This window comes from Streptomyces sp. NBC_01268, from assembly GCF_036240795.1.
In the GTDB taxonomy this organism is placed as follows: Bacteria; Actinomycetota; Actinomycetes; order Streptomycetales; family Streptomycetaceae; genus Streptomyces.
Window position 1 is genome coordinate 6,865,899 of sequence record NZ_CP108454.1, and the last position, 26,477, is coordinate 6,892,375.

Consider the following 26,477-nt stretch of genomic DNA (forward strand, 5'->3'; position numbering starts at 1 on the left):
CAAGTTTCCTCGCGCTTCCGGCAGGCGCGGCGCACGCTGTCCGCATGAGCGAAAACGACCTCCACGACGGACACGGGCAGGACCAGGGCACGGCTCACGGCCACGGGCAGGGCCACGGCCACGGGCACGGAGACGCCCACGGCGAGGGCGAAGGCCACGGCCACGGCAAGGGCGCCGGCCACCACCACGACCACACCCACCTCGACTGGGCCGAGCTCGCGCCGCTCCTCACCGCACAGGCCGAGACCGCGAGCCCCCTCTACACGGAGGCCGCCGCCTGGCTGGCCGCCCTCGCCCCCGCCTCGCGGGTCCGCAGGGTCCTGGACTTCGGCAGCGGGCCCGGTGTCGTCACCGCGCTGCTCGCCGAGGCCTTTCCGGAGGCGGAGGTCGTCGCCGTCGACGCGACCCCCGAACTCCTCGCCCTCGCCCAGGAGCGCGCCGAGGCCCGCGGGCTCGGCGACCGGGTCACCACCCTGCGCGCCGAACTCCCGGCGGACTTCGACGCCCTGGGCACCGCCGACCTGATCTGGGCCAGCCACTCCCTGCACCACATCGGCGACCAGCAGGCCGCGCTCACCTCGTTCGCCAAGGTGCTGAACCCCGGCGGGATCATCGCCCTCGCCGAGGGCGGGCTGCCGGCCCGGCACCTGCCGTGGAACGCCGGCGTCGGGCGCCCGGGCCTGGAGGCCCGGATCGACGCGGCCGCCGCCGACTGGTTCGGCGAGATGCGGGCCTCGCTGCCCGACGCCAAGGAGGAGATCGACGACTGGAACGCGCTGCTCACCGGCGCCGGGCTCACCCCGAGCGGCACCCGCAGCTTCCTGTCCGACGTACCGGCGCCGCTGCCGGCGGAGGTACGGGGACAGATCGTCGCCCACTACGAGCGGCAGCGCGGCGGCCTGGTCGAGAGCCTCGCGGCCGACGACCGCGCGGCCCTCGACCGGCTGCTCGACCCGGCCGACCCGCTCTCCCTGCACCGGCGCCCCGACCTGTTCCTGCTCACCGCCCGTACGGTCCACACGGCGCGCAAGGACGGCTGAGGCCGGGGCTCAGGACACCGGCTCCAGGCGCCACCACTGCGCCGGGGAGTCGGTGTCCTCCCACTGCCGCACGTCGCCGCCGTCCTCCGGCGAGCCGTCCGCCACCTCCAGGAGCAGTCCGCTGACGAAGCTGACCAGCGCGACCGTGCCGGGCGACTGGAGGTCCTCCTCGATGGTCCACTCCTGGGCCCCGAAGTTGTTCGGCTTCCACTGCTGGATCGCCGCGCCGTTCTCGGTCGAGGCGCCCTTCACGTCGAGGCGCTTGCCGCCCGCGACGTTCACCAGGTGATAGAGGCCGCCGCCGTTCGGGACCGGCGCTATGTGCCACTGCTGGCCCGGCGTGCCCCGGTCCACGGCCTGGCGCACCGGGGCCCCGCTGCGCGTGGACCCCTCGTACACCTCCAGAAGGAGCCCGCTGGCCACGTTCCGTACCCGGTAGACCCCCTCCGCGACCTGCATGGATCAGGCTCCGACGTGGAACTCGGCCGGGTCCGGGCCGAGACGGCGGCCCTCGTCGAGGGCGGCGAGGCCCGCGAGGTCCTCGGCGTCCAGCGTGAAGTCGAAGACGGCGATGTTCTCGCGGATGCGGGACGGGGTCACCGACTTGGGGATGACCACGTTGCCGAGCTGGACGTGCCAGCGCAGCACCACCTGGGCCGGGGTGCGGGCGTGCTTGCGGGCGATGGCCACGATCGCGGGGACGTCGAGCAGCCCGCGGCCCTGGCCCAGCGGCGACCACGCCTCGGTCACGATGCCGTGCCGCTCGTGCGCGGCGCGCGAGGCGGCCTGCTGGAGCTGCGGGTGCAGCTCGATCTGGTTGACCGCGGGCACCACCGAGGTCTCGCCGATCAGGCGCTCCAGGTGCTCGGGCAGGAAGTTCGACACGCCGATGGCCCGGGCGCGCCCGTCGGCCAGGATCTTCTCGAAGGCGCGGTACGTGTCGACGTACGCGCCCTTGTTCGGCACCGGCCAGTGGATCAGGTACAGGTCGACGTACTCCAGGCCCAGCTTGCCGAGGGAGTCGTCGAAGGCACGCAGGGTCGACTCGTAACCCTGGTCGCTGTTCCACAGCTTGGTGGTGACGAAGAGCTCCTCGCGGGGGAGGCCCGAGGCGGCGACGGCCTTGCCGGTGCCGGTCTCGTTGCCGTAGACCGCGGCAGTGTCGATGGAGCGGTAGCCCGCCTCCAGGGCCGTGCCGACGGCCTGCTCGGCCTCCGCGTCCGGCACCTGCCAGACGCCGAAGCCGAGCTGCGGCATCCGCACGCCGTTGTTGAGGGTGAGGAAGGGGACCTTGCTGTCCGTGCTCACGAGCGGTCGATCCTTACGTTCGTCGTCCATTGCAGGTGTCAGCTTCAACGATCGGCGCGCCGATCTCATTCCGCCGTGCCGGACGACTCGGCCGTGCGGGAGGAATCCGCCGGGCCGGACGCCTCAGCCGCCCCCAGATACGCCGCCCGCACCCTCGGGTCGGCCCGCACCCGGTCCGCCGGCCCCTCGGCGAGGACCCGGCCCAGGTCGAGCACCACGACCCGGGCGCACAGCTCCATCACGAAGGAGACGTGGTGCTCGACGAGCAGCACCGCGCAGCCCTCCTCGTCGGCCACGTACCGCACCACGGCCGCGAGTTGCCCGCGTTCCTCGGCCGACATGCCGGAGGCCGGCTCGTCGAGCAGGAGCAGCCGGGGCGGGTCGGCCAGGGCCCGGGCCAGCTCCACCATCCGGGCCTGCCCGACGGGCAGCGCGCCCGCGTACGTGCCGGCGAGCGCGTCGAGCCCGCAGGAGCGCAGCACCTGGGCGGCCCGGTCCCGGCGGGCCCGGGCCGGGCCCCGGCGCCACTCCTGGGCGACGACCAGGTTGTCCGTCACCGTCAGCTGGCCGAAGAGCTGCTGGCGCTGGAAGGTGCGCCGCACCCCGTGCCGGGCCCGCCACACGGGGGAGCGGCGCGAGACGTCCGTACCGTCCAGGAGGACCCTGCCCCGGTCCGGGCGCCGGATCCCGGACAGCACGTCGAAGAGGGTCGTCTTCCCGGCGCCGTTGGGCCCGATGAGGCCGCAGACCTCACCGGACCGTACGGAGACGTCGACGTCGTCGAGGGCGCGGACCCCGCCGAAGCGGACCCCGACGCCCCGGGCGTCGAGCAGCGTGTCGTCACTCATGTCCGGACCCCCATCCCCAGGTAGGCGTCGGCGAGCCGGTCGGCGTCGGCCTCGGCGCGCGGCCCGCACCACACGATCCGGCCCTCGGCCAGGTAGGCCACGGTGTCCGCGAGGCCCAGCGCCTCGGCGGCCTTCTCCTCGACCAGGAGCAGCGCGGTGCCCCGCGCCCGCAGCTCGGCGAGCAGCCGGAACACCTCGTCGACGACCCGGGGCGCGAGGCCGAGGGACGGTTCGTCGGCGACGAGGACGGCGGGCGGGCGCTGGAGCAGCGGGGCGAGGGCGAGGAGTTGCTGCTCGCCGCCGGAGAGCGAGCCGGCCGCCACGGTGCGGCGGGCGGCGAGCGCCGGGAAGCGGCTGTAGACGGCCTCCCGGTCCCCGGCGTCGGGGAGTTGGAGCGCCAGGTTCTCCTCGATGGAGAGCCCGGCGAAGATGCCCCGCCCCTCGGGCGCGAGCCGCACCCCGCGCCGGGCCCGCGCCACCGCGGAGTCGCCGCGCGCCTCGGTCCCCCCAACCCGTACGGCGCCGTCCCTGGCCGCGAGGAGTCCGCCGGCGACCCGGCACAGGGTGGACTTCCCGGCGCCGTTGGCCCCGAGGACGGCGACGATCTCCCCGGGCCGGACGAGCAGGTCGACCCCGTGCAGCACGTCCGCTCCGCCGCCGTACCCGGCCCGTACGGAGGTGAGCTCCAGGGCCGCGGGCCGGGGCGGCGCGACCGCGGCGGGTCCGGCTCCGGCCTCGGCCCGCGCTGCTGCCTTCGCCCGGCGGGCCGCCCAGCGGGCGGGGACGGCCGCCGCGTAGCCGTCCGGGTCGTTGGCCAGGGCGAGGCCCGCGAGGCCGAACAGCACGACGGGCAGATGGGCGGAGTCGGTCACGTACTGGGCGAGCAGGTGCGGGGCCACCGCGAAGACCAGGCCCGCGACCACCGCGTACTGCGGGCGCCGCACGCCCGCCGCGACCACCACCGCGAGCCACACCAGGCCCGTCATCGCCGGGAAGTCGGTCGCCGTGACGCGCGTGTTGTACGAGGCGTAGAGCACCCCGCCGAAACCGGCGACGGCCGCCGACACCGTGAACACCAGCAGTTTGGTGCGCACCACCGACACCCCCGAGGCCGCCGCGGCGGCGGGCGCCGAGCGGACCGCGAGCATCGCCCGGCCCCGCCGGGAGTTCCGCAGCCGCGTCAGCCCGGCCACGCCCGCCGCGCTCAGCAGGACGAGGACGACGCCCATCGCCCGGTCGTCGGAGAGGTCGAGCGGCCCGAGGACCGGGCGCGGGATCTCCCAGCCGGTGTCGCCGTTGCGCAGCCACCCGAACTGGAAGAGGACCTGGTCCGCGAGGAAGGCCAGGGCGAGCGTCGCCAGTGCCAGCGAACGCCCGCCGAGGCGCAGCGCGGGCAGCGCCACGACCGCGCCGAGCAGCGCGGCCACCGCCGTGCCCGCGAGCGCCGCCGCCGCGAACGGCCAGCCGCGGCTCATCAGCAGCCCGGCCACGAGCGCCGCGCTCGTCACGAACGTGGCCTGGGCCAGCGACACCATCGCGCCCAGCCCGGTCACCACCGCGAAGGAGAGGAGGACCAGTCCGATGGCGAGGCCCTGGGCGAGGACGCCGCTCCAGAACGGGGTGGTGACGGTGTAGAAGGCCCCGCACAGCAGCGCCCCGGCCAGCGCCCACGGGCCCCAGCGGCGCAGCGGCCCCAGGCCCGCGAGCCGGTCGTCGGGCGGCGGGTCCGCGGCGGCCGTGCCCGCGGCCCGCTCCCGCCGGGCCAGCAGCACCAGGCCGGCGAACAGGATCAGGAACGGCACCGCCGTGCGGAAGCCGGTCAGGCCCTCGGCGAAACTCGCGTACCCGGCGACGAGGTTCTGCACCACGCCCAGCGCGAGCCCGCCCGCGAACGCGAGCGGCACGGAGGCGAAGCGGCCGAGGACCGCGGCGGTCGCCGACACGAAGAGGAAGAGGGTGTAGTCGTGCGCGGAGAGCCCGAGCAGCGGCGTGGCGAGCACCCCGGCGAGCCCGGCGAGCGCGGACGACAGCATCCAGGCGACGGAGGACAGCCGGTCGGCGTCCACGCCGCGCAGCTCCGCGAGGGACCGGTTGTCGACGGCGGCCCGCAGCCGCAGCCCGAGCCGGGTGTGCCGCAGCAGCACCCACAGGCCGGCCGCCACGGCCGCCGTCACCACCCAGGTGATCAGCTGGTCGGAGTCGACGCCGACCCCGTCGATGCCGAGGGCTTCGAACGGCTGCCAGGAGACGGCCGGGCTCGGCCCGACGCCCGGCAGCCCGAACTGGTTCTCGGCGGGCCTGACGGGGGCCCCGGCCCGTTCCAGGAGCTCCACCGCCCACAGCCCGGCGGCCGGGAGCGCCACCAGCAGGCCGATCGTCGCCGTGATCTGCGCGGTCTCGCCGACGCGGGCCAGCTTCCGGAACATCAGCCGGTCCAGCGCCCAGCCGAGGCCGGGCGCCACGCCGAGGACGAGCAGCAGGGCGGTCGGCACGGCGGGCCAGCCCAAGCCGGAGTGGAGTTCGTAGAAGGCGAGGGCGCACAGGTACGCCGTCGCGCCGTGCGCGAAGTTGAACAGGCCGGAGGCGGTGGAGGAGAGCACGAGCCCGGTCGCGAGCAGCGCGTACAGCGCCCCGGAGACCAGACCGCTCAGCACGAAGCCCAGGAGGTCGCCCACGTGACCGCGCCCCTACCCGAAGGGGATCGGCGGGTAGCAGCGGAAGGGCACGGCCACCTCGTAGCGCCCGTTCGTCAGCCGGACGAGCGCGCCGCAGCCGAAGCTCTCCTTCTGGCCCTTGGGCTCGGCCCGGTCCCCGACGAGGGTGCCGGTGTCGGAGAAGCCGGCCGCCGCCTTCTGGAAGGACTCGACGCTGAGGTCCTTGCCGGCCTTGGCGGCGATGGAGAGGAAGAGGTCGGCGCTCATGTACCCGGTGAGCATGTGCATGCTGAGCGGCACGTTCTTGCCGCCCGCCGCCTTCCTGATGTCCGCCTTGAACCGGCTCATCGCCGGGCTGTCGGACTCGAAGGGCTGGAACTGCAGCAGCACCACGACCCCGTCGAGGGCCTGCCGGGTGGCGTCCTTGGCGAGCAGTCCGGGGTCGTAGTCGGTCGGGTCGGAGAGCACGCCCTTGTACCCGGCCCGCTTGAGCGCGGTGAACAGACCGATGTTGTACGGGGTCTGCATGACCGACACCACGGCGTCGGGGGCCCGGCCGCCGGGCCCGGAGCGCAGGATCTCCTTGGTGTACGCGGACCAGTCGCTCGGCAGGGAGGTGGCGGGTACGGAGGCCTTGGCGTAGGCGAGTCCGAAGCCGGCGGCCCGGAAGCCCTGGGTGAAGGTGCGGATGCCGAAGCGGCCGGCGTCGCTGTCGCCGGCGATCAGCGCGACCGAGCGGCCCTTCGCGCCGCCGAGGACGGTGGCGAGCCCTTCGGGCCAGGTCTGGTTGAGGGTGCCGCCGGGGGTGGGGACGAGGCAGCCGTTGAAGCCGTACATGTGCTTCGGGCCGCAGAAGGAGGGAAGGGTGCCCCAGCCGACGGTGGGCACGGCCCGGGAGTCGAGGAAGTCGGCGCCCGCGAAGGTCACCGAGCTCATCGGCGCGACCGCGAAGACCTGCTCCTGCTGGACCAGTCTGCGGGCCGCGGCGAGGTTGCGCGCGGGGTCCTGGCCGTCGTCCTCGGCGCCCAGGTACTCGATCCGGCGCCCGTTGACGCCGCCCTCGGCGTTGGCCCGGGCGTAGCGGGCCCGTGCGCCGAGGTCGGTGTCCTTCTTGGAGTAGCCGCTGGCGCTGGTCATGGAGACGATGCCGCCGACCTTGACCGAGTCGGCGGTCACTCCGCGTACCGTCCCCTTCGCGTCCGTGGGCTTCGTCGGATCGCCGTTGGTGGAGGCGGAGTTGCAGGCGGTGGCGAGGAGCAGGGCCGCCGCCGCGGTGGCGAGGGTGCGGATCGTTCTGGACACGGTCGGTCATCCCTCCGTCGGGTGACCGCATTCTGTGAGTGACCTGATGAACCGTCAATAACTGATGCAACGTCAATTGATGATGTGTCAGCGGGGTTTGGCGGAGGCTTCTCCGGTCCTTCGGACCCTTCTCCGGCCCCGCCCGGGTCAGCCGTAGAGCGCGTCGACCTCCACCGCGTACGCCTTCTCGATCGCCTTCCGCTTCAGCTTCAGGGACGGGGTCAGCAGCCCGTGCTCCTCGCTGAACGGGTGGGCCAGGATGCGGAAGGTGCGGATCGACTCCGCCTGCGACACCGCGATGTTCGCCGTCACCACCGCCCGCCGTATCTCCGCCTCCAGGACCGGGTCGCGCACCAGCTCGGCGGCCGGCAGCGGCGCCCGGTTCTGCATCGAGAGCCAGTGGTCCACGGCCTCCTGGTCCAGCGTCACCAGCGCGGCGACATAGGGCCGGTCGTTGCCGACGACGATGCACTGGGCCACCAGCGGATGGTTGCGCACCCGCTCCTCCAGGCCGGCCGGGGCGACGCTCTTGCCGCCCGAGGTCACCAGGATCTCCTTCTTCCGCCCGGTGATCGTCAGATAGCCGTCCTCGTCGAGCGCGCCCAGATCCCCGGTGGCCAGCCAGCCGTCGTTCAGCACGGCGGCCGTCGACCTGGGGTCGTTGAGGTAGCCGGAGAACACCTGCCCGCCGTGCAGCCACACCTCGCCGTCCTCCGCGATGTGCACCGTCGTCCCCGGCACCGGCTGCCCCACGGTCCCGTACTTGGTGCGCTCCGGCGGGTTCGCCGTCGCCGCCGCCGACGACTCCGTCAGGCCGTACCCCTCGAAGACCGTCACCCCGGCACCCTCGAAGAACAGACCCAGCTGCCGGTCCATGCCCGAGCCGCCCGACATCGCGTGCCGCACCCGGCCGCCGAGCGCGTCGCGGACCTTCCCGTACACCGTCTTCTCGAAGAACTGGTGCTGCATCCGCAGCGCCGCCGACGGACCGGGGCCGATGCCGAAGGCCTTGTGCTCCAGCGCCTCCGCGTAGCGGACCGCCACCTCCACGGCCTTGTCGAACGGGCCCCTCCTGCCCTCCTTCTCGGCCCGGCGCCGGGCCGCGTGGAAGATCTTCTCGAAGACGTACGGCACGGCCAGCACGAACGTGGGCCGGAACGCGGCCAGGTCCGGAAGCAGCTCGGCGGCCGCCATCACCGGCTGGTGGCCCACCTTCACCGCGCCCCGGATCGCCGCCACCTCCACCATCCGCCCGAAGACGTGCGCGAGCGGGAGGAAGAGCAGCGTGGACGCGGCGTCCCCCGGGCGGGAGCGGAACACCGGCTCCCAGCGCCCGATCAGCATGTCCGTCTCGAACATGAAGTTGGCGTGGGTGATCACGCACCCCTTGGGGCGGCCCGTCGTCCCCGAGGTGTAGATGACCGTCGCCACCGACTCGGGCGTCACCGCCCGACGGTGCCGGTGCACCACGTCCTCGTCGATCTCGACGCCCGCCTCGACCAGCTCGGCGACCGCGCCGCGGCCCGCGTCGAGCTGCCACAGGCGCTGCAGCCGGGGCAGCCGGTCGATCACCGAGCCGATCGTCATCGCGTGGTCCTCGTGCTCCACCACGCACGCGGTGACCTCGGCGTCGTGCAGCATCCAGAAGACCTGCTCGGCGGAGGACGTCGGATAGACCGGCACGGGCTGCGCGCCCAGCGTCCACAGCGCGAAGTCGAACAGCGTCCACTCGTACCGGGTCCGCGACATGATCGCGACGCGGTCGCCGAACCGCACCCCGTGCGCGATGAGCCCCTTCGCCAGGGCCAGCACCTCGTCGCGGAACGCGGCGGCGGTCACATCGCGCCACACGCCCTCGGCGTCCTTGCGGCCGAGGGCGACCCTGTCCGGATCCCGCTCGGCATGGTCGAACACGGCGTCCGCCAGACCGCCGACCTGAGGCGCCGCCTCGACGGGCGGCACGGTGAACTCGCGCACTGACCTGCTCCTCGCCCACTCGATGTCGCCATCCGTACGGCGCCGGTGACGGTACCCCACGGCGCTCACGGGCGGGAGGGCCTTCACCAAGCCGCGACATTGACCGTATCCACAGGTCAGGCCCGGGAAACCGGGCAAGTGGAAGGAGCGGGGGGCTCGTTGCGTGACCGCTGGTAAGCCGTGCGGTCGGGAATCTCCACGGAATCTGTACCGAGCGCTCACCGGGACAGGGGACCCGGAGGGCGCGCGGGAAGCGCAAGAAGGATGTCGGCCGTTCTGGGCGGGGGTGGATCGGGGTGGATCGGGGTGGATCGGCGGTGGACCGGGGTGGATCGGCGGTGGACCGGGGGCGCCTCGGGGGAGCGGGGGAGTCGGATGCCTCGGGCCGTCGGGCCGTCGGGCCGTCGGGGGAGTCGGATGGCTCGGGGGCCGGGTGGCTCGGGGGAGCCGCCGGGGCTTCGCCCCGCCCGGCGCCTCACCGCGGCCGGTGCAGCCGGTCCCCGCCCGCCAGGATCGCCGTGGCGAGCGCGTCCGCCGCGTCCTGGGTCGCCCCGCCCCGCCGCCCCTTGCGCAGCACGAAGTCGACCGCGCCGAGCTCCGGCAGCCCCGCCCGCGCCGGGACCTCCACCAGGCCCGGCGGGACCAGGCCGCGGGTGTGCGCCATCACCCCGAGGCCGGCGCGGGCCGCCGCCACGTTCGCGCTCAGGCTCGTACTGGTGCACGCGATCCGCCAGGGCCGCCCCTGCTCCCGCAGCGCCTCCAGGGCGCGGGCCCGGGTGATCCCGGGCGGCGGGAAGACGATCAGCGGCACCGGGCGCTCCGGATCGAGCCGCAGCCGCGGCGAACCGATCCACACGAGCACGTCCTGCCAGACCAGCTCGCCGCCGGTCTCGTCGCCCCGCCGCTTGGCGAGGATCAGGTCGAGCCGCCCGGCCTCCAGCCGGGACTGGAGCGTGCCGGAGAGCTCCACCGTGAGCTCCAGGTCGACCTCGGGGTGCTCGCGGCGGAAGGCCTCCAGGATCTCCGGCAGGCGGGTCGTCACGAAGTCCTCCGAGGCCCCGAAGCGCAGTCGCCCGCGCAGCCGGGTCCCGGTGAAGAAGGCCGCCGCCCGCTCGTGCGCCTCCAGGATCGCGCGCGCGAAACCGAGCATGGCCTCGCCGTCCTCGGTCAGCTCCACGCCGTGCGTGTCCCGGACGAAGAGGGGGCGGCCGGTCGCCTCCTCCAGGCGGCGCACGTGCTGGCTCACGGTCGACTGCCGCAGACCGAGCCGCCGGGCGGCCTGGGTGAAGCTCAGGGTCTGCGCGACCGCGAGGAAGGTGCGCAGCTGCGTCGGCTCGTACACGGTCGCGGTCACCGCCGACCGTACCGCGCGAGCGGTCGGCTATCACGTTTCGTGATGACAGTCAGTGTGCTGTACGGGATTCCCGATCGAGGGCGGGTCCCCCAGGATGGACGCATGAGTTCCCGCCCGCCCCGCAGGCCCCTGCTGCCGTCCTGGCTGCCGGTCGACCCGTACATACTGGCCCTGCTCGGCACGGTCGGCCTGGCCGCGCTGCTGCCCGCCTCCGGGACGGCCGCGACGGTGGCGGAAGGCGCCTCGAAGGCGGCCGTCGCGCTGCTGTTCTTCCTCTACGGGGCACGCCTCTCGACCCGCGAGGCGCTGGAGGGGCTGAAGCACTGGCGGCTCCACGTCACCGTCCTGGCCTGCACGTTCCTCCTCTTCCCGGTGCTCGGGCTCGCCGCGCGCGCTCTGGTGCCGACGGTGCTCACCCCCTCCCTGTACAGCGGCCTGCTCTTCCTGTGCCTGGTGCCGTCCACCATCCAGTCCTCGATCGCCTTCACGTCGATGGCGCGCGGCAACGTACCCGCCGCGATCTGCGCGGGCTCCTTCTCCTCGCTCGCCGGCATCGTCCTCACCCCGCTCCTCGCCGCGGCCCTGCTCGGCAACGGCGCGGGCGGCCTGTCCGCGGACTCGCTGGTGAAGATCGTGCTCCAGCTGCTGGTGCCCTTCGTGGCGGGACAGCTGCTGCGCCGCTGGGTCGGCGGCTTCCTCGTCCGGAACAAGAAGGTGCTCGGATACGTCGACCGGGGCTCGATCCTCCTCGTCGTCTACACCGCCTTCAGTGCGGGCATGACCCAGGGCGTCTGGCACCTGGTCACCCCCGCCCGGCTCGGGATGCTGGTGGCGGTGGAGGCGGTGCTGCTCGCCGTGATGCTCTCGCTGACCTGGTACGGGGCCGAGCGGCTCGGCTTCGGACGGGCGGACCGGATCGCGATCCAGTTCGCCGGCTCCAAGAAGAGCCTGGCGGCGGGACTCCCGATGGCGAGCGTGCTGTTCGGCGCCCAGGCCTCGCTCGCGGTGCTGCCGCTGATGCTCTTCCACCAGATGCAGCTGATGGTCTGCGCGGTGATCGCGAAGCGCCGCTCGCTGGACCCGGAGGACGCGGAGACGGGCCAGGGCCCGGCCGGCCCCGCCGCCCCGGACGCCGAGTCCGTTGGCGGGATCACATCCCCGGCCGCCCCGCGATGATCATCCGGGCCGCTACGGTGCTCCCATGCCCGCACTCGATCCCGGCCGCACCGCGCTCGTCCTCGTCGACCTGATGGAACGCATCGTCGCGCTGCCCCTCGCCCCCCGCACCGGAAACGACGTCCTGGCCGCGGCCGACCGCCTCGGCCACGCCTTCCGGGCCGCCGGCGCGCCCGTCGTCCACATCCGGGTCGAACGGCCGGGCGTCGACACCCAGCCGCCCGGCAGCGAGCTCGTCGCCGCACTCGTCCACCCGGACGACGAGGTGGTCGTCAAGCGCACCATCGGCGGCTTCCACGACACCGGTCTGCACGAGCTGCTCTCCGGACACGGCGTCTCCACCCTGGTGTTCGGCGGCATCGCCACCAACCTCGGCGTCGAGTCCACCGCCCGCGCCGCCGCCGACCTGGGCTACGACCTCGTCTTCGCCGAGGACGCCATGACCGCCCTCACCGCCGACGAACACCGCGCCTCCGTCCAGCTCGACTTCCCGCGCCTGGGCACCGTCGCCCCCACCGCCGCCATCACCCTGGACGGCTCCGCGTGACCCGGGCGCCGATACGTTACGGGGCCCGGCCCTGCTCGCTCGTCGTCTGCCGCGGCTGCTGCTGCGGCGACGCCCGCAAGAACCCCGGCATGGACCACGCCGGCCAGCTCGCCCGCCTCCGCGAGGCCGCCGCGGACTCCGGCGGGCGGCTCGTCGTCCGCACCAGCGACTGCCTCGGCCCCTGTGCCCAGGCCAACGTCCTGGTCGTCCAGCCCTCCACCGAGGGCCGTCGGCGCGGCGGACGGGCCGCGTGGATCGGCTGGAGCGCCGACCAGGACTGCCTCGACGAGGTCCTCGCCTGGACCGCGGCGGGCGGCCCCGGCGTCGTCCCGCCCCCGGAGACCCTCCGACTCCAGATGATCGACCCGCCCAAGAACTAGAACAGGCCGCTCGATAGGCTCCGTTCGCAACACGACGCGAAGGAGTACGGTGGCGCGGGTTGCGGTGATCGGCGGAGGAATCAGCGGACTGGGCACGGCCCTCATGCTCGGCAGACGGGGCCATGGGGTCACCCTGTTCGAGCAGGACGCGCGACAGGCCGGGGACGACCCGCACCAGGACTTCCACCACTGGGCCAGACCACGCGTCCCCCAGGCCGCCCAGCCCCACTCCTTCCTCGCGCCCGTGCGCACCGTGCTGCTCACCGAGGCCCCCGACGTCTACGCGGACCTGCTGGCCCGCGGCGCCCGGGAGTACCACGACTTCGACTGGTTCGACACGCGCCCGCCGCACCGGCCGGGCGACGAGGACCTCGTGACCGTGCGGACCCGCCGCATCGTGCTGGAGGCCGCCCTCGCGGCGGCCGTACGACGGGAACGCGGCGTCGACGTCCGGACCGGACAGCGGGTGCACGGCCTCACCGTCGAGGCGGGTGCCCCCGCCCGCGTCACCGGCGTGCGGACGGGCGAGGAGACCCACGAGGCGGACCTCGTCGTCGACGCCTCCGGACGCCGCTCGCCGGTCCCCTCCTGGCTGGTGGAGGCCGGCTGCCGGTCACCCGTCGTCGAGGCCCACCGCACCGGCATCGCCTACCTGTGCCGCTGGTACCGGCTGCGCGACGACGGCCCGCGCGACCCCGGGCGGGTGAAGACCGGCTCGTCCGCGCCGTTCGCCCTCGCCGGCGTCTTCCCCTCCGACAACGACACCTTCGCGCTGCACCTGGTGGTCTCCACGGGCGACCCCACCCGCGGCGCGCTCACCGACCCCGCAGTCTTCGAGGCCGCGGCACGCCGCTTCCCCGCCACCGCCGCCTGGCTCGACCTCGACCCCGAACCCCAGTCCGCCGTCCTGGCGATGGCCGGCCTCGACAACCGCTGGACCTCCCTCGCCGACGCCGAGGGACCCGTCGTCACCGGCCTGGTCAACGCCGGCGACAGCCTCCTCCACACCAACCCCACCCTCGGGCACGGCGTGGCCCTCGGCCTCCAGGCCGCCCAGCACCTCGCCGCCCACGCCGACGCCGTCGCCGCCGACCCCACCGGCTACCACGACTGGACGACACGGACCCTCCGCCCGTGGTTCGAGGCCCAGGTGGCGGCCGACCGCGGCCACGAACGCCGCCTCGCCGGGAACGAGCCCCCCGCCGACCGGCGGACCGCCGCCCGGGGTGCCTGCGCCTTCGACGACCCCGTCGTCATGCGGGCCCGCGCCCAGGTGCGCCACCTCCTGCTTCCGGCCGCCGACGCCTACGGCACCGAGGAGGTCGAACGGCACCTCACCGCCTGGCTGGACGCCCACCCGGACTTCACGCCGGACGACGACGGCCCGACCCGCGATCAGTGGGAGGCGGTGACCGGCGCCGCCACGGGCACGCACTCGTCGAGCAGGGCGACGACGTCCCGCCACGCCCGCTGAGCGTGCAGCGGGTGGTGGCCGACCCCCGGGAGGACCGGCCCGTCGACCGGCGGGTGATGGAAGGCGTGCAGGGCCCCGCCGTAGACCACCAGCCGCCAGTCGACGCCCGCGTCCTCCATCTCGGCGGCGAACGCCTCCCGTTGGGCCGGCGGCATGATCGGGTCCTGCGATCCGACCCCCGCCCACACCGGGCAGCGGATGCGCGCCGCCTCGCCCGGCCGGCCGGTGATCAGCCCGTTCACCGTGGCGATGGCCCGCAGCCCGACCCCGTCCCGCCCCAGCTCCACCGCGATCGCGCCCCCGGTGCCGTAGCCCACGGCCGCGATCCGGCCGGGGTCGGTCCGCGGCTGTGCGCACAGCACGTCGAGGGCCGCGCGGCCGATCTCCCGCATCCGGCCGGGATCCGCGAGCAGCGGCATGCAGCGGGCCAGCATCTCCTCGGGATCGTCGAGCACGCGCCCGCCGTGCAGGTCGAAGGCCAGCGCCACGTAGCCCAGCCGGGCCAGGGCCTCGGCCCGGCCCCGCTCGACCTCGCTGAGCCCGAGCCCCTCGGGTCCGATCAGGACCCCGGGCCGGCGACCGGTGCCGGCGGGCAGCGCGAGGTGCCCGGTCATCGTCAGGCCGTCGGCCTGGTACGCGACGGTGTGCGTCGTGATCGTGGTCATGGTCATACCCCCGGACGCTAGCCGCCGCCCGGCCCGCCCGGACCGCTCTTCACCCTGGGCGGAACGCGCCCTCGCAGCCGAACCCACCCCGGCACGGCGGCACTCGGCACCACGCCGGCCCGCCGCCCGGCGCGACTCAGCCGCAGAGGGCCGACGTCACAGCCCCCGCTCCCACACGATCCGGTGCTCGCCCGCGTACACGTTCATGTCCTCCCCGCGCAGGAAGCCCACCAGCGTCAGGCCCGTCTCCGCCGCCAGGTCCACGGCCAGCGAGGACGGTGCCGACACCGCAGCGAGCACCGGGAGGCCGGCCATCACCGCCTTCTGCGCCAGCTCGAACGAGGCGCGCCCCGAGACCAGCAGCACCGCGCGGGTCAGCGGCAGCAGTCCCTCGCGCAGCGCCCGGCCCACCAGCTTGTCCACCGCGTTGTGCCGGCCCACGTCCTCCCGTACGTCCAGCAGCTCGCCGTCCTCCGAGAACAGCGCCGCCGCGTGCAGGCCGCCGGTCCGGTCGAAGACGCGCTGCGCCGCGCGCAGCCGGTCGGGCAGCGCGGAGAGCAGGGCCGGGGCGAGCCGCAGTGGGGGAGCGTCGGCGATGGGGAAGCGCGCCGTGGTCCGCACCGCGTCCAGGCTGGCCTTGCCGCACAGGCCGCAGGAGGAGGTGGTGTAGACGTTCCGCTCCAACGTGATGTCCGGGACGGGCACGCCCGGCGCGAGCTGCACGTCCACCACGTTGTACGTGTTGGAGCCGTCGTCCTTGGCGCCGGCGCAGTACACGATGTTCCGCACGTCGGAGGCGGCGCCGAGCACCCCCTCGCTGACCAGGAAACCCGCCGCGAGCGCGAAGTCGTCGCCCGGCGTGCGCATGGTGATGGCGATCGGCCGGCCGTTCAGACGGATCTCCAGCGGCTCCTCCGCCACCAGGGTGTCCGGCCGCTCGTTCACCGCCCCGCCCCGTATGCGCACGACACGCCGTCGCTCGGTGACCCGTCCCATGCTCTGCACTCGATTCCGTCCGTGCGTAAGCCCCGAGAGGCCTGACCGCCCCATTCTCCTCTTGTCACGGTCGGACAGGCACTTCGGGTGAATCTTGGTGGTTTACGTCACCTGTTACCCATCAGTCGCTCACGAGACTGGGTGGTCCTGCCGACGAACGAACCACCGAGGGGGTCCCGGGCATGACGGGCACTCGAATCGCCGCGCTCGGGCACTACCAGCCCGCCAAGGTGCTCACCAACGAAGACCTGGCCGCGCTGGTCGACACCAGCGACGACTGGATCACCAGCCGGGTCGGCATCCGCACCCGGCACATCGCCGGCCCGGAGGAGCCGGTCGACGAGCTCGCCGCGCACGCCGGCGGCAAGGCGCTCGCCGCCGCCGGACTCGCCGCGGCCGACATCGACCTGGTCCTGGTCGCCACCTCCACGGCGATCGACCGCTCGCCGAACACGGCCGCCCGGGTGGCCGCCCGGCTCGGCATGGCGTCGCCCGCCACCATGGACCTCAACGTCGTCTGCGCCGGTTTCACCCACGCGCTGGCCACCGCCGACCACGCGGTACGGGCGGGTGCCGCCCGCCGCGCCCTGGTCATCGGCGCCGACAAGATGACCGACGTCACCGACTGGACCGACCGCACCACCTGCGTGCTCGTCGGCGACGGCGCCGGCGCGGCGGTCGTCGAGGCCACCGAGACCGACACCGGCGCCATCGGCCCGGTCCTGTGGGGCTCGGTCCCGGAGATGGGCCACGCCGTCCGCATCGAGGGCACCCCGCCGCGCTTCGCCCAGGAGGGCCAGTCGGTCTACCGCTGGGCCACCCAGCAGCTCCCCGCCCTGGCCCGCCAGGCCTGCGAGCGCTCCGGTGTCCGGCCCGAGGAGCTCGCCGGCGTGGTGCTCCACCAGGCCAACCTGCGGATCGTCGAGCCGCTCGCCGCGAAGATCGGCGCCGTCAACGCCGTCGTCGCCCGCGATGTCGTCGACTCCGGCAACACCTCCGCCGCCTCCGTACCGCTCGCCCTGTCCAAGCTGGTCGAGCGCGGCGAGCTGCCCTCCGGCGCGCCGGTCCTGCTCTTCGGCTTCGGCGGCAACCTCTCGTACGCGGGGCTGGTCGTCCGCATCCCCTGACGCCCGTCCGGCGGTGCCGGCGCCCCTGCCGAGGGGCGTCCCGCCCCGGTGCCCCGTTCGGCGGAGCCCGGTGGCGGGGCACCGGGGGCGCGCCTAGCTTCGATCGCGGCGAGGGTCTTTCCCCGGCCCGTCCGCGGAACCCTCCGCGTCCGCCCCTCGCGTGATCTGGAGGATCCGCCATGCGTGCGATACGCGTCGCTGCCGCAGCCCTGCTCGCCGCCCCCCTCGCCGCCACCGCACTCGCCCTCGCCGCGCCGGCGGCCCTGGCGGAGGACGGCGACGGTCCGAACGACGGCACGGGTCACCCCATCACCTCGTTCGGCTTCTCCGTCACCCCCCAGACCGTCGCGCCCGGCGGCACCGTCACCCTCAAGGCCGACGGCTGCGAGGTGCCCTCCGTGACCGTGGAGTCGGGGGTCTTCGACACCGTCACCCTGACCGAGGGCCGCCAGGGCACCGCGACCGTCGACCTCGACGCCAAGACGGGCGCCGAGTACGAGGTCGCCTTCGACTGCAAGGGCGAGCGCGGCACCGCCAAGCTCACCGTCTCCGGCGGCGGTCACGAGAACGCCGGTCACGAGAACGCCGGTCACGAGAACGGCGGCAGCACCGGCGCCCACAAGGGCGTCAAGGCCGGCTTCGGGACCGCTGCGGGAGCCGAGGGCCCGGCCGGCATCGGGGTCACCGAGGCCGTCACCGGCGCGGTGCTCATCGTGGGCGCGCTCGGCGCCGCCGTCGTGCTGATCCGCCGTCGCGACACCTCCGGCACCTGAGCCGGGCCCGAGGGGAACCCGAGACGGCCCCTTCGCCCCGGTGTGACGAGGACCGGGGCGAAGGGGCGCCATTCACCCCCGCGGGGGTACGAGGAGAGGGCGGACGGTGCACGGGTCGAACGGGCCGGGACGGCGCGGTGCCTGGGGCGTCGTCGCCGTCGTCCTCCTGATCGGGGTGCACCTCCTGCGGGGCGGCGCGGACGAACTGCGGGCCGACGGACCCCCGCAGCCCCTGGCGGCCGCAGCCCCGGACACCGCCGGCACCCTCCCCGAGGCCGCCCCCGATCCGCTGGCCGCCTCGCTGCCCGTACGGGTCAGGATCGCGTCCGTCCGCATCGACGCCCCGGTCGCCGAGGTGGGCCTGGACGCCGACGGCTGGATCGAGGCGCCGCCGCCGGACGAGCGGGCGTCGGCCGGCTGGTTCACCGGTGCCGTCACCCCCGGTGAACGCGGCACGGCCGTCGTCGTCGGGCACGTCGACACCCCGGAGGGCCGCGGGGTCTTCTACGACCTGGGCGCCCTCGCCAAGGGCCGGCGCGTCGAGATCGCGCGCGCGGACGGGCGCACCGCCGTCTTCACCGTGTACGGCATCGAGGTCGTCCCCAAGGACGGCTTCCCCGCCGACCGCGTCTACGGCTCCACGGGACGCCCGGAACTCCGCCTGATCACCTGCGGCGGGCCGTACGCGCAGGACGGGGGGTACGAGGGCAACGTGGTGGTCTCGGCCCGGCTGACGGAGATCCGCACCGGCACCCGCTGACCCCTCCGGGCACGCGCCGGAGCCCCGCTCCCGCCCGGCCGAGCCGCCCCGCCGACCTGACGGACTTCCGGGTTGGACTGGACCTGAGCCCGGGGGTCGTCGATGTTGGCTGCACGGAGCCGGCGTCGGGGGGCGTCGGGCTCCCACCTCCCCACAGGACTCCCTCGCCCGCGGGACGCTCAGCCGATGCCCTGACGGTCCGGCTCCAGGGCGAACGCCCGGTCCGCCGCCTCCGGCACGGTGCGCTCCACCAGCCGGACCAGCAGCGTGCGGTGCCGCAGCAGGGGCTCGGTCCGATCCGGGGGCACCCGGGAGAGCAGGTCGTCGAGGCCCGCGAGCATCCGCCGCGACACCTGCGGGCTGTCCGCCGCGCACCCCCGGATCTCGGCGAACCCCAGATCCACCAGGTCCGTCCACTCGGGGCCGTCCTGGACGAGCCGGACCACCCCGCTGCCGCCCCGCCCGTCCCGGAACTCCACCGGCCCCAGCGGCCGGTTGGCGAGTGCCGTCAGGAACTGGACGATCCGGTCCAGGGCCTGCACGGCCGTCGTCGGGTCGTTGACGGCGGGGGACAGGGCCCGCAGCGCGATGTCCGAGAGCTGCCGCAGCCCGAAGCCCAGGTCCTGGTGGAAGGTCCGCTCGATCCCCACCGACACGGCGCCCGCCACCCGGCGCGGCACCGTCCCGCCGTACACGGCCAGGATCGGGGTCCCCGGCACCACGAAGTCGCCGATGCGCGGCAGCAGCCGCAGCACCACCCCGTGCCGCCGGGCCGCCGCCACCAGGAGCACCACGTTCACGTCCCGGAGCACCCCCGCGCGGCCCCGGTGCACGAGTTCGCCGGTCGGCCGCCCCAGGTCCCGGGCCTCCGCCGCGTACACCGGGGTCTTCTCGATCACCCGGAACGCCTCTCCGGTGATCCGGTCGACCACGTGGCCCACCCGCATCAGGCGCAGCGTCTGGTTCACGTAGGCCACGAAGAGCAGCAGGCTCAGTCCCACCATCAGGAGCGTCAGCATCGACTGCACCAAGGGCACGGTCGTCATCAGCTTCGGGTCCGACTCGCTCTCGTACGAGGTCAGCACCAGCAGCGACAGCAGGAAGGTGGAGAGGAAGACGGAGAAGGTCGCCTTGGTGATGCGGCTCCTGATGAAGATCCGCACGATCCGGGGGCTGAACTGCCCGCTCGCCATCTGTACGGCGACCAGGGAGATCGAGAAGACGACACCGATGAAGGTCATCATCGCCGCGCTGATGGTCGTCACGATCGTCTTCGCGTCCTCCGCGACCCCGGCGAGGTCCGCGACCACCTCGTACTCGCCGGCGTCCTGCAGGGTCTCGACGATCGCCGTGTCGATCGCGGAGCAGCCCCACCACAGCAGGCTGACCAGGACCATCGACGCGACGGGCGCGAACCAGAAGGTGTCCCGCAGGTGCTCGCGCAGGGGCGAGAGCATCCGGGGCCGCCGGTACGTGACGGACGGTGTGAATTGGTTCATCCGGGGCAGATTAGGCGCCGGTGTCCCCTAGGGAGCGGCGACGCCCCGTGCGCCTCCGGTCGTACCCGGAACGGTCCTCCCGGCGTACCGGACGCGGCCCGGGCCGCCCGGCGAAGGAACACGCGCAGCGCACCACCCTCGCGTTCGCCCTCGGCGGCCCTCCCCGCCTACTGCACCTCCCTCCCGGCCGACGCCCCCGGCCGACGCCCCCGGCCGACGCCCCCCGGCCGACGCCCCCGGCCGACCCCCGCCCTCACCCCCGACTGGTTCCCGAAGGACGCCTCCGGCAAGGCCGCCGCCCGCTGCGGTCTCTACTACGCGTACGTGGACGGACACACCCTGTACGCCTGGCGGGACAACCAGGACTGGATCAAGGACAACAAGGCGGGTTCACCCCACTGACCACGGAAAACGCTGGTGAAAGGCACCGCGAACCCCTGGTAGAGTTATCCATGTCGCCGCGGGGAACGCCCCGGAGCGACAAACACCCGGTCCGGGTGGCGGAATGGCAGACGCGCTAGCTTGAGGTGCTAGTGCCCTTTATCGGGCGTGGGGGTTCAAGTCCCCCCTCGGACACCAGACGGAAGGACCCCAGCGAAAGCTGGGGTCCTTCCGCGTTTCCGAGGTTCCCTCCGCGCCCCGCGCATCCGCTAGGCGGCGTCCTTCCGGGCCACCACCAGCCGGCAGCGGGGGCTGCCGTCCTCCCGTACGCCCAGGGAGCGCATCGGCAGCAGTTCCACGCGGAAGCCGGCCGCGGTCAGGCGGCGGTGGACGTCCGTGAGGCGGAAGGTGCGGTAGTACATGACGAACGGGGGGCGCCACAGCGCGTTGCGGACGCGCATCGCCGCGTCGAACCCCCACAGCGCCCAGTAGGGGGCGGAGCCGACGCGGGGCGGGGCGGGCAGCGGGAAGGCCAGGGTGCCGCCGGGGCGCAGGGACGCGTGGACGCGGCGGAACAGGGTCTCCTGCTCGGCCGGGAGGAAGTGGCCGAAGGCGCCGAAGCTGACCGCGAGGTCGAAGACCGGGCCGAAGGGCAGGGCGAGTGCGTCGGCGCGGACCAGGGTCGCCTCCGGGTGGGCCGCGCGGGCCTCGGCCAGCATGCCGGCGCTGAAGTCGACGCCGGTGACCGGCCCGGCGCACACGGAGCGCAGCACCGAGAGCCCCGCGCCCGTGCCGCAGCAGACGTCGAGACCCGTGTCGAAGGGGCCGAGCGGCTTCAGGGCGTCGGCGACCGCGCGGAGAAGACGGTCCGGGGTGCGGAACGGGGTGGTGTCGAACTTCGTGGCGAGCCGGTCGTAGCCGTGCTCGACCGACGAGAGTGCCTGCACGGTCAGCTCACGGAGGGTGGGGCCCTCGGGGGAGAACATGCCCCGACCCTACGGGCCACCGCCCGTCGGGCACAGGGATCACAGGGTGCTGCGCACCTGTGGCGGGACGCTCCAGGCGGGGGCGATCCCGGTCAGCTGGCAGATCAGCAGGTAGAGCGGGATGGGCGGGGTGTACGGGGAGCCGCCGTCGGGGTGGTGGATCAGGCGCGGGCGGCGGTCGGGGACCACGGCGCCGGGGGCGTAACAGGCCGGGAGGGGCCAGGTCAGGTCGAGGTCGGAGCCGGCCGGGACCAGCCACCACCACCAGTTGCTGTCCGCGTACACGCAGCCCTTGGCGGGCAGCCGGGACAGGATGCGGAAGCCGTAGCGGGCGGGGACGCCGACGGCGTCGCAGCCGAGGGTGGCGGGGAGATCGGCGGGGACCGGGAGGCGGGTCACGCCGACCGGGGTGCGGGTGGGGGTGTTCTCGGGGCTCTTGCGGGCGCGCGGGACGAGCAGCGTCGCCACGGACCTCAGCACGGCTCCGCCATGCCGTGCGCGAGCTCCGCCCAGACCACCTGCGCGGTGCCGTGTCCGGTGCGGTCGGCGCCCCAGGCCGCGCAGAGGGCGTCGACGAGGATGAGGCCACGGCCCCGTTCGTCCTCGCCGCACTCGCGGATGCAGGGTCCGGCGGGGCCGCCCTCGTCGCGCACGGCTATCCGCAGCCGCTCCTCACCCTCGCGCAGTTCGCAGACGACGCGGGCGCTCGCGGTGTGGACGATGGCGTTGGTGACGAGTTCGGAGACGACGAGGGCGACGGTGTCGCGGATCTCCGGGTCGCAGCCCCACAGGACGAGCCGCTCCTCGGCGAGGCGCCGGGCGCGGGCGACGGAGGCGGTGCGCGCGGGCAGTTCGAAGGCGAACCTGCGGACGTCGGAGTGGGGGCGTGGGCGCTGGGTCATGACGCGAGGGCTCATGAGACCTGAGGAGTGCGCGTTACCAGAAGCCACGACCGGGTCCTCACAACTGTGGGCAGGGTGCCGTACACACTCCTCCGCGGCGGCGCACGGCGGCAGTGCGTACTGGTTCACCGGAATACTGTGCTCCTGACTCCGACACTTGGCAAGAGGCACTCTGAAAAATGCAGAGTGCTGTGTTCTCTCTGGCGGTGTTCGTGGCACACTCGTCGAAACAGCGCGTCGGGGAGGTCTTGAGAGTGAGCGAGCCGCGGTCCGCCCCCACGGTGGGACAGGTCGTACTCGGCAGGCGTCTGCAGGATCTGCGGGAGCGGGCCGGCCTCAAGCGGGAAGAGGCCGCGAAGATCCTCCGGGTGGCTCCGGCCACGATCCGCCGCATGGAGACGGCCGAAGTCGCGCTGAAGATCCCGTACGTCCAGCTCCTGCTGAAGGCGTACGGCATCACGGACTCCGAGGCCGAGGGCTTCATCGCCCTCGCTGAGGAGGCCAACCTCCCCGGCTGGTGGCAGCGGTTCCACGACGTGCTGCCCGGCTGGTTCTCGATGTACGTCAGCCTGGAGGGGGCCGCGAGCCTCATCCGGGCCTACGAGCCCCAGTTCGTCCCCGGTCTGCTGCAGACCGAGGACTACGCCCGCGCCATTCTGCGCAGCGGGGCGGTCGGCGGCAGCAATGCCGAGGAGATCGACCGCCATGTAGCCCTCCGCATGGAGCGCCAGTCCCTGCTCACCAGGGAGGACGCGCCCAAGTTCTGGGTGATCATGGACGAGACGGTCTTCCGCCGACCGGTCGGTGACGGGCCACAGGTGATGCGCGACCAGCTCGACCGGCTGCTCGAAGCGTCCGAGCTGCCGAACGTCACCCTGCAGATCGCGGAGTTCGGCTCCGGCCACCACCCCGGTACCTACGGGCCGTTCGTCCTCTTCCGCTTCGCCATGCCCGAACTCCCGGACATGGTCTACAGCGAGTACCTGACCGGCGCCGTCTATCTCGACGCGCGTCCCGAGGTGGCCTCCCACCTCGAGGTCATGGACCGCATGGCGGCTCAGGCCGCGACTGCACAACGCACGAAGGAGGTTCTGCGGAACCTCCGCAAGGAGCTGTGAATGGATCGCATATACAACGGCATGCCCGCCGCTGAGCTCGGTGCCGAGGGATGGCACAAGCCGTGGAGCGGCGGGAACGGGGGCAACTGCGTCGAGGCCATGAAGCTGGCCGACGGCAGGGTCGCCGTGCGACAGTCCGCAGACCCTGAAGGACCCGCGCTCATCTACACCCACGGGGAGATCGCCGCATTCATCCAGGGGGCCAAATCAGGTCAGGCTGACTTTCTGCTCACCTGACCCCTTCCGCCCCACCCCGCACGTCGCGTAACTCTTGCAGTGAGCACCACCGTTGGACCCGCCGAGGAGAGAGCCGATGACCCAGGACCCCGCAGCCGCACAAGGCGGCGTACGCATCGACACCAGCAAGCCGCACCCCGCGCGGATGTACGACTGGTTCCTGGGCGGCAAGGACAACTACCCCGTCGACGAGGAGATGGCCCGCCAGCTCCTCACCGTCGACGCCCGGGGCCGGGACATGGCCCGCGTCAACCGGGCCTTCATGCACCGCGCCATCCGCTGGCTCAGCGCCGACGGCGTGCGCCAGTACCTGGACGTCGGCACCGGGATCCCGACCGAGCCCAACCTGCACCAGATCGCGCAGGCGGCCGCGCCGGAGTCCCGGATCGTCTACTGCGACAACGACCCGATCGTGCTCGCGCACGCGGCCGCGCTGCTGCGCTCGACCCCCGAAGGGGCCACCGAGTACATCCAGGCGGACGCCCGCGACCCCGAACTGATCCTCGAAAGGGCCGGAAAGGTCCTTGACTTCGACCAGCCCATCGCCCTGTCGATGCTCGCGCTGCTGCACTTCGTGGGCGACGAGGACGGCGCCTACGACCTGGTCGGCAAGCTGGTCGAGAAGCTGGCCCCGGGCAGCTACCTCGTCCTGTCGCACGTCACCGGGGACTTCGACCCGGAGGGGGCGGCGAAGGCCGCCGCCATGTACAAGGCGCGCGGACTGACCCTGCGGCCGCGCTCCCGCGACGAGCTGGCCGCCTTCTTCGACGGCCTCGACCTGGTCGAGCCGGGCGTCTCGCTCACCGCCGAGTGGCACCCGGAGCTGGGCGAGCCGGTCCAGGTCCTGGGCGACGACCCCATCCCGGGCTGGGCCGCGGTCGGTCGCAAGCGCTGACCGGACCGCACGAGGCACCGCCGTACGAAGCACGCCGCACGCCGTACGAGGCGAGAAGCGCCACGCACGAAGGCCCGCCGGAATCCGGCGGGCCTTCGGCGTCCTCGGGCCTGTCGGCCCGCCGTCCTACTTCTCGACCAGCGTCACCAGGAAGCCGCGCGCCGGGCCGACGTTCCCCGCCGCGTCGACCGTGCGGTACTCCACCCTGTGCGTGCCGTAGTCCGGCGTCGCGTCGTCCCACGGCACCGCCCGGCTGCGGCCCAGCTTGCCGTAGACCAGGTCGTCGATCACCGTGCCCGAGGGGGAGAAGCGGAACGGTGCCGAGGCGTCGGTCGGCCAGCCGTAGTACGTGTACCAGCCGTCGCCGTCCACCCGGAACTGGCTCACCACGGCCCCGGCCCGGTCGTCCCGCGCCGTCAGCCGCATCGTGAACGCGGCGTCGTAGACGTACTCGACGGGCCGTCCCGGCCGCCGCACCGTACGCAGCGGCGGCGACAGCTCGTACCCGGCGGAGGCGGCGACCGCGTCCACCGACCAGCTCAGCTCCTCGTCCGTGCCGGGGATCCGGGCCGTCACGGTGTGCGTACCGGGGGAGAGGCGCAGCGCACCGAGGTCCAGATCGCGGTCGTTGCCCGGGTTCGGCACCGTCCGCCCGTCGACGGTCCACCGCACGGCCGGGATCCGGCGGGCCGGGTGGGTGGTGTCCGCGTGGACGACGGACCGCGCGCCCACCGGGTCGCCGGTCGCCGTGTGCCCGGTGAAGGCGGCCCGCGTGGTGTCCTTCGGCGTGCTCAGCGCCGGGTCCACGGTCCAGGAGACGGTGCGGGTCAGCGCCGCCGAGGCGCGCACCGCGGGGTCCCGGACGAACGGCGTCGGGTCGGTGACCGTCGCCGTCAGCGCGTGCGTACGGCCCGGCGCGAGGTCCAGACCGCGCAGGTCCAGGGAGCGGGCGCCGCCGGTCCGCAGCGGGCGCCCGTCGAGCCGCCATTCGACGGCCAGTTCACCGCCCACGGGGTGCAGCGTGTCCACCCACAGGGTGCGGTCGGCGCCGACCGGCGCCGCGTTCGGGGCGTGCTCCTGGACCAGGTCCACCTTCGCGGAGATCGCCCGCACCATCACCTCCCGCTCCACCTGGTCGAAGGCGTAGCCGAGGGTCTTCATCATCGAGTGCCGGCTGGGCCGCCACACGCCCTTGGTGCTGTAGAGACCGCCCTCGTGGCGGCCGATGACCCCGCCCGACTCGCTCTCCTCGCCGAGCCAGCGCCACCACTTGGCCCGCTGGTCCCGCATCTGCCGCTCCGTCAGGAGGGTGTGGTGCGCGGAGGACGGCTCGGCGTCGGTGTACGCGCCGCCGGGCACCCCGCGCCCGTAGTAGTCGTACTCGTCCTGGAGCCCGCCGAGCGAATGCCCGATCTCGTGCGGGGTGATGAGCGCGGACAGTGCGTTGCCGCCGGACGCGGTGGCGTAGCTCCCGCCCGCGCCGCCGTAGGTGGAGCTGTTCGCCAGCGCCACGATCTGCCGGTTGGCGCGGCTCGTCCCCGGGACGAGGTCGGCGAGCGAGGCGGCCTTCGCGCTGTCGACGGTGAGCAGCCGCTGCACGCTGCCGGGATTGCAGCCGCCCCAGAAGCCCATGTCGAGCGCCGTGTCACGGGCGGGCGCGTCGAGCCCCGGGTCGCAGTCCACGCCCGAGTCCTTTGACGGCACCTCCACCGCCCACACGTTGATGTACGAGCGGTACGAGGCGAACGGCTCGATGCTCCACAGCGTGCTCAGGTGCCGTTCCACGTCCGCCCGGAACTTCGGCAGCTCGGCGGCGGTGTACCCGTCGCCCATGACCACCAGGTTGAACCGCCGGTCGGCGGGCCCGGTGGACTGCACCGGCACGACCGTCGCCCCGCCCGCCGCCGCGCCCTGCGCGGCCGCCGGACTGCCGCCGCCGGCCACGGAGCCGGTGCCCACCAGGCCCGCGGCCAGCAGACAGCCCGCGGCGAGCCGGGCCACCCCTCTTCGAACGCCCCTGCGTCGCTGTGAAGTCATGGGGCGCGAGCCTAGGCCGCACCCCTGACCTCGTAAAGATG

General features: G+C 73.9%; 25 protein-coding genes and 1 tRNA gene. 12 read left to right on the forward strand and 14 right to left on the reverse strand.

Features of this window, described 5'->3' with window-relative positions; translation table 11 throughout:
- Positions 1–44 precede the first annotated feature (44 nt).
- Complete coding sequence (locus OG309_RS30920) at positions 45–1,040, forward strand: class I SAM-dependent methyltransferase (RefSeq protein WP_329425858.1); 996 nt, start codon at positions 45–47, stop codon at positions 1,038–1,040.
- Between the two features lie 9 nt (positions 1,041–1,049).
- Here the strand turns inward: OG309_RS30920 and OG309_RS30925 are convergent, their stop codons facing one another.
- The 7 genes from OG309_RS30925 to OG309_RS30955 form a co-directional block, all read right to left on the reverse strand.
- On the reverse strand, positions 1,050–1,499 hold the full coding sequence (locus OG309_RS30925; RefSeq protein WP_329425861.1) for an RICIN domain-containing protein: 450 nt from the start codon (positions 1,497–1,499) through the stop codon (positions 1,050–1,052).
- A 3-nt stretch (positions 1,500–1,502) separates the two neighbouring features.
- Positions 1,503–2,297 (reverse strand): aldo/keto reductase, encoded by a 795-nt coding sequence (locus OG309_RS30930; protein ID WP_329428634.1) that lies wholly within the window; start codon positions 2,295–2,297, stop codon positions 1,503–1,505.
- Positions 2,298–2,413: 116 nt separating this feature from the next.
- Positions 2,414–3,196, reverse strand: a complete 783-nt coding sequence (locus tag OG309_RS30935; protein ID WP_329425863.1) for an ABC transporter ATP-binding protein — start codon at positions 3,194–3,196, stop codon at positions 2,414–2,416.
- Complete coding sequence (locus OG309_RS30940) at positions 3,193–5,871, reverse strand: ABC transporter permease subunit (RefSeq protein WP_329425865.1); 2,679 nt, start codon at positions 5,869–5,871, stop codon at positions 3,193–3,195. Before OG309_RS30940 ends, OG309_RS30935 begins: the two co-directional genes overlap by 4 nt.
- 12 nt (positions 5,872–5,883) lie before the next feature.
- Positions 5,884–7,152, reverse strand: a complete 1,269-nt coding sequence (locus tag OG309_RS30945) for an ABC transporter substrate-binding protein (protein ID WP_329425867.1) — start codon at positions 7,150–7,152, stop codon at positions 5,884–5,886.
- 147 nt (positions 7,153–7,299) lie between these two features.
- On the reverse strand, positions 7,300–9,129 hold the full coding sequence (locus OG309_RS30950; protein WP_329425869.1) for an AMP-dependent synthetase/ligase: 1,830 nt from the start codon (positions 9,127–9,129) through the stop codon (positions 7,300–7,302).
- Positions 9,130–9,604: 475 nt separating this feature from the next.
- The gene (locus OG309_RS30955) at positions 9,605–10,471 is read right to left on the reverse strand and encodes a LysR substrate-binding domain-containing protein (protein WP_329428635.1); all 867 of its coding nucleotides are present in this window, start codon (positions 10,469–10,471) and stop codon (positions 9,605–9,607) included.
- A 114-nt stretch (positions 10,472–10,585) separates the two neighbouring features.
- Here OG309_RS30955 and OG309_RS30960 point away from each other — a divergent pair, with 114 nt between their 5' ends.
- The 4 genes from OG309_RS30960 to OG309_RS30975 are packed head-to-tail and all read left to right on the forward strand — an operon-like array spanning position 10,586 to position 14,060.
- A complete protein-coding gene (locus tag OG309_RS30960) occupies positions 10,586–11,659 on the forward strand; it encodes a bile acid:sodium symporter family protein (protein ID WP_329425871.1) in 1,074 nt (357 codons plus the stop codon).
- Positions 11,660–11,684: 25 nt separating this feature from the next.
- Positions 11,685–12,206 carry an isochorismatase family protein gene (locus OG309_RS30965; RefSeq protein WP_329425873.1) on the forward strand — a complete coding sequence of 174 codons (522 nt, stop codon included), beginning with the start codon at positions 11,685–11,687 and terminating at the stop codon, positions 12,204–12,206.
- Positions 12,203–12,586: a (2Fe-2S) ferredoxin domain-containing protein gene (locus tag OG309_RS30970; protein WP_329425876.1), complete on the forward strand. Its 384-nt coding sequence runs from the start codon at positions 12,203–12,205 to the stop codon at positions 12,584–12,586. The genes OG309_RS30965 and OG309_RS30970 overlap by 4 nt, the downstream gene beginning before the upstream one ends.
- Before the next feature lie 49 nt (positions 12,587–12,635).
- A complete protein-coding gene (locus tag OG309_RS30975; protein ID WP_329425878.1) occupies positions 12,636–14,060 on the forward strand; it encodes an FAD-dependent oxidoreductase in 1,425 nt (474 codons plus the stop codon).
- Here OG309_RS30975 and OG309_RS30980 read toward each other — a convergent pair.
- Entirely contained in the window at positions 13,982–14,725 is a 744-nt protein-coding gene (locus OG309_RS30980; protein ID WP_329428637.1) for a dienelactone hydrolase family protein, read from the reverse strand. The genes OG309_RS30975 and OG309_RS30980 overlap by 79 nt on opposite strands.
- Positions 14,726–14,881: 156 nt before the next feature.
- Positions 14,882–15,721 (reverse strand): formate dehydrogenase accessory sulfurtransferase FdhD, encoded by an 840-nt coding sequence (fdhD, locus tag OG309_RS30985; protein ID WP_329425879.1) that lies wholly within the window; start codon positions 15,719–15,721, stop codon positions 14,882–14,884.
- A 182-nt stretch (positions 15,722–15,903) separates the two neighbouring features.
- On the opposite strand from fdhD, the gene OG309_RS30990 reads away from it, so the two are divergent.
- The 3 genes from OG309_RS30990 (at position 15,904) to OG309_RS31000 (ending at position 18,381) form a co-directional block, all read left to right on the forward strand.
- Positions 15,904–16,848, forward strand: coding sequence for a beta-ketoacyl-ACP synthase III (locus tag OG309_RS30990; RefSeq protein WP_329425881.1), 945 nt, complete (start codon positions 15,904–15,906; stop codon positions 16,846–16,848).
- 179 nt (positions 16,849–17,027) lie between these two features.
- Positions 17,028–17,621 carry a hypothetical protein gene (locus OG309_RS30995; RefSeq protein ID WP_329425883.1) on the forward strand — a complete coding sequence of 198 codons (594 nt, stop codon included), beginning with the start codon at positions 17,028–17,030 and terminating at the stop codon, positions 17,619–17,621.
- 106 nt (positions 17,622–17,727) lie between these two features.
- Complete coding sequence (locus OG309_RS31000; protein ID WP_329425884.1) at positions 17,728–18,381, forward strand: class F sortase; 654 nt, start codon at positions 17,728–17,730, stop codon at positions 18,379–18,381.
- A gap of 179 nt (positions 18,382–18,560) precedes the next feature.
- Here the strand turns inward: OG309_RS31000 and OG309_RS31005 are convergent, their stop codons facing one another.
- On the reverse strand, positions 18,561–19,880 hold the full coding sequence (locus OG309_RS31005) for a DUF2254 domain-containing protein (protein WP_329425885.1): 1,320 nt from the start codon (positions 19,878–19,880) through the stop codon (positions 18,561–18,563).
- Between the two features lie 491 nt (positions 19,881–20,371).
- Here OG309_RS31005 and OG309_RS31010 point away from each other — a divergent pair.
- A tRNA-Leu gene (locus OG309_RS31010) sits at positions 20,372–20,459 on the forward strand.
- Between the two features lie 71 nt (positions 20,460–20,530).
- On the opposite strand, the gene OG309_RS31015 is transcribed toward OG309_RS31010, so the two are convergent.
- From OG309_RS31015 to OG309_RS31025, 3 genes are read right to left on the reverse strand one after another with little or no spacing between them, the layout of a single operon-like run.
- The gene (locus OG309_RS31015) at positions 20,531–21,247 is read right to left on the reverse strand and encodes a class I SAM-dependent DNA methyltransferase (protein ID WP_329425886.1); all 717 of its coding nucleotides are present in this window, start codon (positions 21,245–21,247) and stop codon (positions 20,531–20,533) included.
- Between the two features lie 39 nt (positions 21,248–21,286).
- Positions 21,287–21,727 carry a hypothetical protein gene (locus OG309_RS31020; protein ID WP_443067603.1) on the reverse strand — a complete coding sequence of 147 codons (441 nt, stop codon included), beginning with the start codon at positions 21,725–21,727 and terminating at the stop codon, positions 21,287–21,289.
- Entirely contained in the window at positions 21,721–22,149 is a 429-nt protein-coding gene (locus OG309_RS31025; RefSeq protein ID WP_329425887.1) for an ATP-binding protein, read from the reverse strand. Before OG309_RS31025 ends, OG309_RS31020 begins: the two co-directional genes overlap by 7 nt.
- 254 nt (positions 22,150–22,403) lie before the next feature.
- Here OG309_RS31025 and OG309_RS31030 point away from each other — a divergent pair, with 254 nt between their 5' ends.
- From OG309_RS31030 to OG309_RS31040, 3 genes are all read left to right on the forward strand, one after another.
- Positions 22,404–23,267, forward strand: coding sequence for a helix-turn-helix domain-containing protein (locus tag OG309_RS31030; RefSeq protein ID WP_329425889.1), 864 nt, complete (start codon positions 22,404–22,406; stop codon positions 23,265–23,267).
- Positions 23,268–23,504, forward strand: coding sequence for a DUF397 domain-containing protein (locus OG309_RS31035; protein WP_015037566.1), 237 nt, complete (start codon positions 23,268–23,270; stop codon positions 23,502–23,504).
- Between the two features lie 76 nt (positions 23,505–23,580).
- A complete protein-coding gene (locus tag OG309_RS31040; protein WP_329425891.1) occupies positions 23,581–24,399 on the forward strand; it encodes an SAM-dependent methyltransferase in 819 nt (272 codons plus the stop codon).
- Between the two features lie 126 nt (positions 24,400–24,525).
- Here OG309_RS31040 and OG309_RS31045 read toward each other — a convergent pair whose 3' ends face one another.
- Entirely contained in the window at positions 24,526–26,436 is a 1,911-nt protein-coding gene (locus OG309_RS31045; protein WP_329425893.1) for a M64 family metallopeptidase, read from the reverse strand.
- Positions 26,437–26,477 lie beyond the last annotated feature (41 nt).